This window comes from Streptomyces niphimycinicus, from assembly GCF_018883605.1.
GTDB classification, from domain to species: Bacteria; Actinomycetota; Actinomycetes; order Streptomycetales; family Streptomycetaceae; genus Streptomyces; species Streptomyces niphimycinicus.
Window position 1 is genome coordinate 1 of record NZ_JAHLEM010000690.1, and the last position, 11,421, is coordinate 11,421.

Here is an 11,421-nt window from a genome sequence, read left to right on the forward strand (position 1 = left end):
ACGGCGCGGGCGGCGGGACTGGCCACGGCACGGGCGGCGGGACCGCCGAAGCCACGCGCGGCGGGCCCGGCGACGGTAAGGCCGAAGCCACGGCCGGCGTCCCCGGCGACGACGCGGGCCTCGGCGTCGAGCTGTCCGCCGCCGACACCCAGCGCCTCCTGGCCCGCTACGGCGTCAGCGTGCTGCCCGCCCTCCCCGCGCCCGACCCCGACGCCGCCGTGCGGGCCGCCGAGCGGCTCGGCTTCCCGGTCGCGCTCAAGCCCACCGCCGCCCATCTGCGCCACCGCGCCGACCTGGGCGGGGTACGGCTGGAGCTGGGCAGCGAGACGGAACTGCGCCGGGCCTACGCCGAGTTGACCGACTACCTGGGCCGCCCCGAGGAACTGGGGCTGGTCGTGCAGCGGATGGCGCCACGCGGCGTGGACACCGTCGTACGGGCCGCCATCGACCCCGCCGCCGGGGCCGTGCTCTCCTTCGGGCTCGCCGGCGCCCCCTCCGAACTGCTCGGGGACACCGCCCACGGCCTCGTCCCGGTCACCGGCCGGGACGCCGCCGAGCTGATCCGGTCCATCCGGACCGCGCCGCTGCTGTTCGGCTGGCGCGGCTCCAAGCCGGTGGACACCGCGGCCCTGGAGGAGCTGCTGCTGCGGGTGTCCCGCCTGGTGGACGACCAACCCGAGATGGTCGCCGTCGACCTCGAACCCGTCGTCGTCGCCCAGCAGGGCCTCTCCGTGCTCGGCGCCTCGGCGCGGCTGGCCCCGCCGCCCCCGCGCACCGACCTGGGCCCCCGCCACATGCCCGCCTACTGAGTCGGCGGGCGCCTTGGCGGGCACCGGCGCCGGTGTCGGCGCGGCCCCGTAGGATGGTGCACATGGCGAAGACCGGTACGACGACCCAGGGGCTGCGCGCGGCGATCGAGCGCAGCGGCTATTACCCGGCACTCGTGGCCGAAGCGGTGGAGGCCGCCGTTGGTGGTGAGCCCATCGTGTCGTACCTGGTCCATCAGGAGACCACCTTCGACGCCAACGAGGTCCGCCGCCATGTCACGGTGCTGGTCCTCACCGGCAACCGCTTCATCGTCAGCCACACCGACGAGCAGGCCGCGGACGGCACCTCCCCGTCGCCGTACGCCACCACCTCCACCGAGTCCGTGAAGCTCCAGCGGATCTCCTCGGTCGTGCTCAGCCGGGTCGTGGCCAACCCCGAGTCGTACACACCGGGCACGCTGCCCCGTGAGGTCGTGCTGACCATCGGCTGGGGGGCCGTCAGCCGCCTCGACCTGGAGCCCGCCGCCTGTGGCGACCCCAACTGCGAGGCCGACCACGGCTATACGGGCTCGTCCACCGCCGACGACCTCAGCCTGCGGGTCAGCGAGGCGGGGGACGGCCCCGACACCGTCCGCCAGACCCTGGCCTTCGCCCAGGCGCTCTCCGAGGCCACCGCGGCCACGCCGGACACCGGCCGCTGATGTCCGGCTCCGCCACCGGCCCACTGCCCTCCGCCGCCTCCTTCTGGCCAGAGCCCACCCCGCTCGACCCCCGCTCCGCGCCTCTGCCGAAGTACGGCACCGGCTCGCTCGCCGATCTGCTGCCCGCCGTCGCCGCGGGCCAGGAGGTCCCGGGGCTCTCCTCCGGTCTGGGGCTCGCCCCCGCCGACCGCGTCTGCGTCTTCCTGGTCGACGGCCTCGGCTGGGAGCTGCTGCGCGCCCACCCCGGCGAGGCGCCCTTCCTGACCTCGCTGCTGCCCAGTTCGCTGGGCGGTGCCGGGAAGCCGCTCACCGCGGGCTTCCCGTCCACCACCGCGACCTCGCTCGCCTCGGTGGGCACCGGCCTGCCGCCCGGCGCCCACGGCCTGCCCGGCTATACGGTGCGGGACCCCGGCACCGGCCAGTTGATGAACCAACTGCGCTGGCAGCCCTGGACGGACCCGCATGACTGGCAGCCGTATCCGACCGTCTTCCAGCTCGCGGATGGCGCGGGCGTGCACACCTGCCAGGTCTCCGCGCCGACGTTCGCCGAGACCCCGCTCACCAAGATCGCGCTGAGCGGCGGCACCTTCCACGGGCGGCTCACCGGTGAGGAGCGGATGGACCTCGCCGCCGAGCAACTCGGCGCCGCGGGCCGCTCGCTCGTCTACACGTACTACAGCGAGGTGGACGGCAAGGGGCACCGCTTCGGCGTGGACTCGCCCGAGTGGCGTGATCAGCTCCGCTATGTCGACGGGCTCGCCCAGCGGCTCGCCGAACAGCTCCCGCCCCGCTCGGCGCTCTATGTCACCGCCGACCACGGCATGATCGACATCCCGTTCGACCCGGAGTCGCGCATCGACTTCGACGAGGACTGGGAGCTGCGCGCGGGCGTCTCGCTGCTGGGCGGCGAGGGCCGCGCCCGCCATGTGTACGCCGTTCCCGGCGCCGCGGGCGATGTGCTGGCCGTCTGGCGCGAGGTGCTGGGGGAGCGGATGTGGGTGGCCGGCCGCGACGAGGCCATCGAGGCGGGCTGGTTCGGCGGGCCCGGCGGTGCCGATGGCGGGGTCAGGGGCGTCGACGACCGGGTCTACCGGCGGATCGGCGATATCGTGGCCGCCGCGTGCGACGACGTCGCGATCGTCGCCTCGCACACCGAGCCGAAGGAGTCCGCCATGGTCGGGCTGCACGGTTCGATGACCCCCGTGGAGCAGCTCGTGCCGCTCCTCGAAGTACGCTCCTGAGCGCCCGCGTTCACCCCCGCCCTACGAAAGGCTCCGCTTTCCCATGCCCGAGCTGGTGTTCTTTTCCGGAACGATGGACTGCGGAAAGAGCACCCTCGCTCTGCAGATTCAGCACAACCGCTCGGCGCGAGGGCTCCAAGGGATGATCTACACCCGGGACGACCGGGCGGGCGAGGGCAAGCTCTCCTCACGGCTGGGTCTTGCCACCGAGGCGGTCGAGGTCGCCGACGACCTCGACTTCTACGACCATGTGGTCCAGGCTCTGACCGCCGGGGGCCGGGTCGACTACGTCATCGTGGACGAGGCGCAGTTCCTGATCCCGCCCCAGATCGACCAACTCGCCCGGGTGGTCGACGACCTGGAGCTGGACGTCTTCGCCTTCGGCATCACCACCGACTTCCGCAGCAAGCTCTTCCCCGGCTCCCAGCGCCTGGTGGAGCTCGCCGACCGGGTGGAGGTGCTTCAGGTGGAGGCGCTGTGCTGGTGCGGCGCCCGGGCGACCCACAACGCCCGTACCGTCGGCGGCCAGATGGTCGTCGAGGGCGCCCAGGTCGTCGTGGGCGACGTCAACCGGCCGGAGAGCGAGGTCGGTTACGAGGTGCTGTGCCGACGTCACCACCGGCGCCGGGTGACGGCCGCCGGAGCACGCGCCGCCACCCTGTCGCCGGATGTGCTGCCCGTCGACTGAGGGGCTGTCCCGGGGAACAGCCCCTGGCCCTCCGGCCGGCGCTCCCGACTATCCCCCGGCGCGCCGTACGACGGTGAAGGCGGCCCCTTCCGGGTCCCGCACCGTGGCCCGGTGGCCGGTCGCTCCCCGCGACGGCGGCCGCACCACCTGACCGCCCGTCTCGGTCACCCGGCGCACCGTGTCGTCCACGTCGTCCACCGCGAAGTGCGTCATCCAGTACGGGCCCCGGTCGCGCGGCAGGGCGTCGCCCACGCTCTGGATCCCGCAGACCGGCCGGCCGTCCAGATGCAGGGTGCGGCAGCCGGGCTCCTCCCCGGCCGCCGTCTCCGCCTGGTAGCCGAAGACCATCCGGTAGAACTTGTGGACCCCGGTGCCCTCACGGGTCAGAAGCTCATGCCAGACCGGGGTGCCCGGCGCCCCGGTCTCCTCCGCCGTGTACGTGGACTCCTGCCACACCCCGAACACCGCGCCCTCGGGGTCGGCGGCGATCAGCGTCCGGCCGGCCTCGTCGGCGTCCAGCGGGCCGACCGCCACGGTGCCGCCACAGGCGCGGATCATCTCGGCGGTCTCATCGGCGTCGTCGGACGCCAGATAGGTCGTCCAGGCCACGGGCAGATGGCGTTCCGGAGGCAGCTCGCTCAACCCGGCGACCGGCCGGCCGCCCTGGACCGCGCGGACGTACGCGCCGAGCTGCTGTGGGCCCGGTGTGAACTCCCAGCCGAACAAGGAGTGGTAGAAGTCCTGTGTCGCGGCAAGGCTGTGCACCATCAGACTCGTCCAGCAGGGCGTGCCCGGTGTGCGCCGAGTCGCTGCCTCGGTCATACGTCAATCTCTCCTCGGACCATCGTGGTGGACATGCGGCCCCGGGCCGGTCGGCGGCGCGGGGCGGTCGTGCGGAGGTGCTGATGCGGGGGGCCCGACCGATGTTTTCACCACCTGTCGCACATGGCGCCCTGGCGGAACCGCAATTCGCCATGCCCCGCAGCAGAATGTCTGAATTACTACCGCACGTCCGTTTCAGCTTCATTGCGCTCTGGTGTCACTCGGACGTACACCGGGTGACCGGGTGGTCCAATCGACGCAGAGATATCTACGCAAGGATGGTTCCTATGCATGCCATCATCACCGCATCCGATCTCATGAGTGAGCTGGCGGAGGAGCAGCCTCCGCTCCTGCTCGATGTGCGCTGGCAACTCGGCGGGCCGCCCGGCCGCCCCGCATACGAGGCGGGGCATCTGCCCGGCGCCGTCTACGTCGACCTCGACACCGAGCTGGCGGCCCCACCCGGAAAGACCGGCCGTCACCCCCTGCCCGATCTTTCCGCGTTCGCGGCCGCGATGCGCCGGGCCGGGGTGAGCCAGGACCGGCGCGTAGTGGCGTACGACGGCGGACAGGGGTGGGCCGCGGCGCGCGCGTGGTGGCTGCTGCGCTGGGCGGGGCATCCGTCCGTCAGGGTGCTCGACGGAGGTCTGTCCGCCTGGACCGCGGGCGGCGGCACCCTGACCACCGATGAACCGGACGCGCCCGAGGGCGACTTCGTCCCGCGGCCCGGGGCCCTGTCGCTGCTGGAGGCCGACGACGCGGCGGCGCTCGCGCGGCGCGGGGTGCTGCTGGACGCGCGCGCGGGCGAGCGCTACCGGGGCGAGGTCGAGCCCATCGACCCCGTCGGCGGCCATATCCCGGGCGCGGTCTCCGCCCCCACGATGGAGAACGTCACCACCGACGGGCACTTCCTGCCCGCCGACCGGCTGGCAGAGCGGTTCGCGGCCCTGGGGGCCACCGAGGACGCCGAGGTCGGGGTGTACTGCGGCTCCGGGGTCTCGGCCGCGCACCAGGTCCTGGCGCTGGCCGTAGCGGGCGTTCCGGCGGCCCTGTACGTCGGCTCCTGGAGCGAATGGTCCTCGGACGGCGGCCGTCCGGTGGCCACGGGCCCCGAGCGGGGCTGAACACGCCGACGGGCCCCGCCACCGGTGTGCGGTGGCGGGGCCCGGATCGGCCGCCGCCGGCCGTGGTGCGGCCGGCGGCTTCCTTCGCTGCTACTCCTGCTTCTTGCGGCGGGTGCCGAAGACGATCTCGTCCCAGCTCGGCACCGCGGCCCGGCGGCCCGGGCGGACGCCGTCCGCCTCCGCCTGCCGGTCCGTCGTACCGGTCAGCCGGTCCCGGTGGCCCGCCACCGAACGCGGCATCAGCACATCCGCGTACGCCGAACCCGCGCTCGCCGCGGAGGCGGGCGGCTCGACGGCCTCCGGCTCCTCGTCGGGCTCCTCCGGCGGAGCGGCCGACGCGACCGGCGCCTCCGGCACGACCATGTCGCCCCGGAAGTTGGGCACGGCCTCCAGCAGGCTGGTGAGCGAGTCCCGCTCACCGAGACCGTCGTCCAGCGAGGCGGACGCGGGCGTGGCCACCGGGGAGTCGTCGTCGAAGCGCTCGGACGACGGCCGGTCGCGGTCGCGGTCCCGATCCCGGTCACGCGGCAGCCGGGCGATCCGCGGCACGAACGGGAAGCTGGGCTCGGGCGTGTCGTCGGCCTCGCCGATCAGCGCCCGCGCCTCGTCGTCCACCGCCTGGACCAGCCGCCGGGGCGGGTCGTAGGTCCAGCTCGCCGAGTGCGGCTCACCGGCGACCCGGTAGACCAGCAGCACCTCCCAGGTGCCGTCGTCGCGCCGCCAGGAGTCCCACTGCGTGGTGTCCTTCTCGGCGCCGCGCAGCAGCAGCCGCTCCGCCACGGCCTCGCCGAGCTGCGGTCCGGTGTTCTCGCCGGGGCGGCGCACGGGAGTCTTACGGGCGCGCTCGGCCATGAAGGCGCGCTCCGCCAGCACCGGGCCCTCGAAGCGCCGCACGCGGTCGACGGGGATGCCCGCCATCTGCGCGACCTCTTCGGCGGTGGCGCCGGCACGTATACGGGCCTGGATGTCACGGGGCCGCAGATGGCTCTCGACCTCGATCTCGATCTGGCCGAGCCGAGCGCGGTCATTGCGCACCGCGGCGCGCAGTCGCTCGTCGATGGGAAGCGTGTACTCCGTGCTGTCCGCAGCCTTGAGCACCAGCCGTGTGCCGTCGTTGCTGACGGCCACGACACGCAGTTCGGGCATGGGGACCTCCCGGGTGGTGCCTGCCGACGTCACGGTTGCGTCGCTGCTCTCCCGCTAGACGAGTGTGGCCTGCCCGGGTGCAGCCTGCCACAACTTTGCCGAGTTGCCCGGGCCGGTTGGTTGCCGCCCTCTGACCCCTCCCGCTGGGTCCGGGCGGCCGGACGGGAAAGCGGGGCCAGGGCTCGCCACAGTACTCCATTCGGGCCGCTCGGGTGGAGCGGCACGCCAGCCGAGTTCATGGCCGGAAGGGGGATCGGAGCCTGAATCCTTCGAAGTGAGGCCCAATTTGGGTGGCAAGTTTCACAGAAACGACAGAATCGGAACGATCTGCTTCGTTTATCGGTCACTTCTCCCAGCAGGCTGGAACGAATGTCCAAGCGAGGCGGGAGATGCAGGGCAACGCCGACGGCGACCGACAACACAAGAGCGGGCGGATGGAGCTGAGCGTGGCCCAGGTGGCCGGCAGCGCGCTGGCGGCCATCGCCGCCGCGGTGCTCGCCTCCAAACTGGGTGTCTACGGGACGATCCTGGGCGCCGGTGTGATGAGCGTGGTGGCGACCGCGGGCGGCACCGTCTTCCAGCATCTGTTCCACCGCACCGGTGAGCAGATCAAGGAGGTGCGGGTCCAGACGGGGCCCCGGCGGCCCGCCGGGCCCCGCACGCCCCCGCGCGTGGCGGCGGCCCCCGGTACGTACGGCGAGCCGACCACGCACGGCACCCGGCTGCGCGGGAGGCGGCGCCATGTCCTCGGGGCGCTGGCGGTCTTCGTCCTCGCCATGAGCGTCATCACGGGGATCGAGATGTTCTCCGGAGGCCCGGTGTCCAACGTCTGGGGGGAGAGCCGGGGCGGAACCACCGTCGGCGACAGCGTGGGCCGCTCCTCCGGGTCGGAGTCCACCCCCGGCCCCTCGCGCCGCGGCCCGGCCGCTCCGTCCCGGAGCCCGTCCCGGGGCGGCGGGGATGAGACACCGTCCCCGGGCACCTCCCACGGGGGCGGCGCGGTCGACGCGTCGACCGCACCGACGCCCGGTTCGTCTGGAACATCCGGGTCCGGCAAGGGCTCCGGTCCCGAGAGCGGCACCGGCGGCACGACCGCGCCCGGCACCTCCGCGCCCGCCACCCCCGGCCCGTCCGGCGGTGCCACGGAGGGCGGAACGGACGGCTCCGGCAACGCCACGCCCACGCCCGGCGCCACCGGCGGGCCGTGACGCGTCAGTCGCCCAGCACCCGCCGCAGATAGTCGTTGGTGAACAGCCGGTCCGGGTCCAGCCGGTCGCGTACCGCCGTGAACTCCCCGAATCGCGGATAGACCCCGGACAGGTAGCCGGCGTCGCGGCTGTGCAGCTTGCCCCAGTGCGGACGGCCGCCGTGGGCGATCATGATCTGCTCGGCCGCCGTGAAGTACGCCCGGTGCGGGGTGCCCCGGTACAGATGGACGGCGATATACGCGGTCTCGCGCCCGGAGGCGGTGGACAGCGCGATGTCGTCGGCGGGTGCGGTGCGCACCTCCACCGGGAAGCCGACCCGCAGTCCGGACCGGTCGACGGTCGATTTGAGCTCGCGCAGCACGGTGACCGCGGCCTCGCGCGGCACGGCGTACTCCATCTCCAGGAAGCGCACTCGGCGCGGAGAGGTGAAGACTTTGTAAGGGATGTCCGTGTAGGTCCGGGCGGACAGGGCGCGGCTGGAGATTTTGGCGATTCCGGGGATGGTGGCGGGGACCGCCCGGCCCACCGAACAGGCCACCTGGAAGATGCCGTTGGACAGCAGCTCGTCCTCCACCCAGCCGCTGACCCGGCCCACCGGGGCGGCGGGGCCGGTGCTGCGGTTGTTGCGCTTGGTGTTGCAGTTGCCGGTGTGGGGGAACCAGTAGAACTCGAAGTGCTCGTTCTCGGCCACGAGCCTTTCGAAATCGGCCATCACGCGGTCAAAGGGCATCGGCTCCTCGCGCGCGGTGAGCAGGAACTCCGGTTCCACGGCGAAGGTGATCGCGCTGACCACACCGAGCGCGCCGAGCCCGATCCGGGCGGCCGCGAAGATCTCCGGGTTCTCCTTCGCCGAGCAGCGCAGCACCGAACCATCCGCCGTCACCAGCTCCAGGCCCTTGATCTGGGCGGCGATCGAGGCGCTGTCCCGGCCGGTGCCGTGGGTGCCGGTGGCGGTCGCCCCGGCCACGGTCTGCTCCATGATGTCGCCCATATTGGCCAGCGACAGCCCATGGGCCGACAGCGTCTCGTTGAGCTGCCGGAGCGGGGTGCCGGCCGCCACGGTCACGGTCCCCGCCTCGCGGTCCAGCTCGCGCACGCCCGCCATGCGGTCGGGGCGTATCAGCAGCCCGTCGGTGGCGGCCGTGGTGGTGAAGGAGTGCCCGGAGCCCACCGCCTTCACCTTCAGCCCCTCCGCCGCGGCCCGGCGGACCACCTCGGCCAGTTCCTGAGTGGACGACGGCGCGACGCTCCGCACCGGGCGGGCCGTCACATTCCCCGCCCAGTTACGCCACACGCTGCTCCGTACGGTCTTCATGGTCTTGACGGCCATCCGCACCCGACCCCTCCCGCTGTGGCGCCGGCCGGAGCCGGCGGTACCCGAGGAACGCCACCGCCGCCGCGAACACCCCGGCCACGGCCGGCACCGCGTACCCCGCCCGGGCGCCGGCCGCGTCCACCACCCATCCGGCGGCCGACGAGCCGAGCGCCACCCCGACCGCGAGCCCGGTGCTCACCCAGGTCATCCCCTCGGTCAGATGCGCGCGTGGTACATGGCGTTCGACGAGGGCCATGGTGGTGACCATCGTGGGTGCGATGGCCAGGCCCGCGACGAAGAGCGCCACGGCCAGGAACGGCAGGTTCCCGACCAGTTGGAGCGGGATCATACTCACGGCGATCGCACAAATACCCCACAACCAACGACGGGACACCGATCCGCTCAGCCGCAGCAGCCCGAAGACCGCGCCCGCGAGACAGGAGCCCAGCGCGTACACCGCCAGGACCAGGCTCGCCGCGCCCTTGTGGCCCTCGTCCTCGGCGAAGGCCACCGTCACCACGTCGATCGCCCCGAAGATCGCGCCGGTGGCCACGAAGGTGACCACCAGCACCTGGAGCCCGCGCGAGCGCAGCGCCGAACGGCCGGTGTGCTGCCCGCGCGGATGCGGTACGGGCTCGGTGGCCCGCTGCGCGGTCAGCGAGAAGACCCCGGCCGCCAGGAAGCAGGCGGCCAGCAGCGGGCCCGCCTCCGGGAACCAGGTGGTCGACAGCCCGATCGAGATGACCGGCCCGAGGATGAAGCAGACCTCGTCGACGATGGACTCCCAGGCGTACGCGGCGTGCAGTTCGCGCGGGGAGTCCCCGTAGATCGCCGCCCAGCGGGCCCGCACCATGGAGCCCACGCTGGGCACACAGCCGGCCCCGGCGGCGAAGACGAACAGCGTCCAGTCCGGCCAGCCCAGGTGTGCGCTCAGCAGCAGCCCGCAGACGGCGGTGAGCGCCACGAGGGTCGCCGGGCGCAGCACCCGGCGCTGGCCGTGCCGGTCGACCAGCCGGGATATCTGCGGGCCGACGCAGGCGGCGGAGAGTGCCAGCACGGCCGACAGGGCGCCCGCGAGCCCGTACCGGCCGGTGAGTTCGGAGACCATGGTGACCACGCCGATGCCCGCCATGGACAGGGTCATCCGCCCGAGGAAGCCGGCCGCGGAGAACCCCTTGGTTCCGGGGGCGGCGAAGATCGCACGATAGGGGCTGGTACTGGGCAAGGCAGGCTCCGCCGTGAGCAGGGTAAGGATCGTACGAGCTGATACAGCTTACGGGCAGGTCGCTGGTTCGCGCAGGGCCGTTTTCCGCCTGTCAGCGGCTGGTGGCAGGATCGGAAGCATGCCGGATCAGTCAGTACAGCCTTCCCCCGACCCTTATGACGCACTGCTGTTGCTCTCCTTCGGCGGGCCGGAAGGCCCCGAGGACGTGGTGCCGTTCCTGGAGAACGTCACGCGCGGGCGGGGCATCCCCCGCGAGCGGCTGAAGGAGGTCGGCCGGCATTACTTCCTCTTCGGCGGGGTCAGCCCGATCAACGCGCAGAACCTCGAGCTGCTGCACACGCTGCGCAAGGACTTCGCCGAGCACGGCCTGGACCTGCCGGTCTACTGGGGCAATCGCAACTGGGCGCCGTATCTGACCGACACCCTGCGTGAGCTGGTCGCCGACGGTCACCGCCGCATCCTGGTGCTGGCCACCAGCGCCTACGCCTCGTACTCCGGCTGCCGCCAGTACCGCGAGAACCTCGCGGACGCCCTGGCCGCGCTGGAGGGCGAGGGGCTGCCGCTGCCGCGCGTGGACAAGCTGCGGCACTACTTCAACCACCCCGGCTTCGTACGGCCCATGGTGGACGCCACGCTGGCCGCCCTCGCCGAGCTGCCCGAGGACCGCCGCGCCGGGGCCCATCTCGCCTTCACCACGCACTCCATCCCGACCGCCGCCGCCGACACCTCGGGCCCGGTGGAGGCGCACACGGAGGACGGGGAGGGCGGCGCGTATGTCGCCCAGCACCTCGATGCGGCCCGGCTGATCGCCGACGCGGTGCGCGAGGAGACCGGCACCCCGCACCCCTGGCGGCTGGTCTACCAGTCGCGCAGCGGCGCGCCGCACATCCCCTGGCTGGAGCCGGACATCTGCGATCACCTCGAGGAGCTGCACGGCGAGGGCGTGCCCGCCGTCGTCATGGTCCCGATCGGCTTCGTCTCGGACCATATGGAGGTCAAGTACGACCTCGACACCGAGGCCACGGCCAAGGCCGCCGAGCTGGGGCTGCCGGTCTCCCGCGCCTCGACCGTCGGCGCCGATCCGCGGTTCGCCGCGGCCGTGCGCGATCTGGTGCTGGAGCGCGCGGCCACCGAGCGCTTCGCCGAGGACCGGGCCGCGGCCGCCCCGGAGCGCTGCGCCCTGG

11 protein-coding genes are annotated in these 11,421 nt (G+C 73.1%); 7 read left to right on the forward strand and 4 right to left on the reverse strand.

Going from position 1 to position 11,421, the window contains the following annotated elements:
• The 4 genes from KN815_RS40320 to KN815_RS40335 form a co-directional block, all read left to right on the forward strand.
• Positions 1 to 809, forward strand: an 809-nt coding sequence (locus KN815_RS40320; protein ID WP_253209548.1) for an acetate--CoA ligase family protein, incomplete at its 5' end; no start/stop codon positions are given.
• Between the two features lie 62 nt (positions 810 to 871).
• Positions 872 to 1,468 (forward strand): DUF5998 family protein, encoded by a 597-nt coding sequence (locus KN815_RS40325; protein WP_030842663.1) that lies wholly within the window; start codon positions 872 to 874, stop codon positions 1,466 to 1,468.
• Entirely contained in the window at positions 1,468 to 2,709 is a 1,242-nt protein-coding gene (locus tag KN815_RS40330) for an alkaline phosphatase family protein (protein WP_216346758.1), read from the forward strand. Before KN815_RS40325 ends, KN815_RS40330 begins: the two co-directional genes overlap by 1 nt.
• 43 nt (positions 2,710 to 2,752) lie before the next feature.
• Positions 2,753 to 3,397: a thymidine kinase gene (locus tag KN815_RS40335; RefSeq protein WP_216346759.1), complete on the forward strand. Its 645-nt coding sequence runs from the start codon at positions 2,753 to 2,755 to the stop codon at positions 3,395 to 3,397.
• Between the two features lie 48 nt (positions 3,398 to 3,445).
• Here the strand turns inward: KN815_RS40335 and KN815_RS40340 are convergent, their stop codons facing one another.
• The gene (locus KN815_RS40340; protein ID WP_216346760.1) at positions 3,446 to 4,219 is read right to left on the reverse strand and encodes a VOC family protein; all 774 of its coding nucleotides are present in this window, start codon (positions 4,217 to 4,219) and stop codon (positions 3,446 to 3,448) included.
• A 287-nt stretch (positions 4,220 to 4,506) separates the two neighbouring features.
• On the opposite strand from KN815_RS40340, the gene KN815_RS40345 reads away from it, so the two are divergent.
• The gene (locus KN815_RS40345) at positions 4,507 to 5,343 is read left to right on the forward strand and encodes a sulfurtransferase (protein WP_216346761.1); all 837 of its coding nucleotides are present in this window, start codon (positions 4,507 to 4,509) and stop codon (positions 5,341 to 5,343) included.
• Positions 5,344 to 5,433: 90 nt separating this feature from the next.
• Here the strand turns inward: KN815_RS40345 and sepH are convergent, their stop codons facing one another.
• Positions 5,434 to 6,522 (reverse strand): septation protein SepH, encoded by a 1,089-nt coding sequence (gene sepH, locus KN815_RS40350; RefSeq protein WP_216346762.1) that lies wholly within the window; start codon positions 6,520 to 6,522, stop codon positions 5,434 to 5,436.
• Positions 6,523 to 6,878: 356 nt separating this feature from the next.
• On the opposite strand from sepH, the gene KN815_RS40355 reads away from it, so the two are divergent.
• The gene (locus KN815_RS40355) at positions 6,879 to 7,697 is read left to right on the forward strand and encodes a hypothetical protein (protein WP_216346763.1); all 819 of its coding nucleotides are present in this window, start codon (positions 6,879 to 6,881) and stop codon (positions 7,695 to 7,697) included.
• Between the two features lie 4 nt (positions 7,698 to 7,701).
• Here the strand turns inward: KN815_RS40355 and KN815_RS40360 are convergent, their stop codons facing one another.
• Positions 7,702 to 9,027 carry a D-arabinono-1,4-lactone oxidase gene (locus KN815_RS40360; RefSeq protein ID WP_253209550.1) on the reverse strand — a complete coding sequence of 442 codons (1,326 nt, stop codon included), beginning with the start codon at positions 9,025 to 9,027 and terminating at the stop codon, positions 7,702 to 7,704.
• Positions 8,981 to 10,237, reverse strand: a complete 1,257-nt coding sequence (locus KN815_RS40365) for an MFS transporter (RefSeq protein WP_216346764.1) — start codon at positions 10,235 to 10,237, stop codon at positions 8,981 to 8,983. The genes KN815_RS40360 and KN815_RS40365 overlap by 47 nt, the downstream gene beginning before the upstream one ends.
• Before the next feature lie 118 nt (positions 10,238 to 10,355).
• Between KN815_RS40365 and KN815_RS40370 the strand changes: the two genes are divergently transcribed.
• Positions 10,356 to 11,421 (forward strand): ferrochelatase (locus KN815_RS40370; protein WP_216346765.1); only part of this gene is annotated, 1,066 nt, incomplete at its 3' end.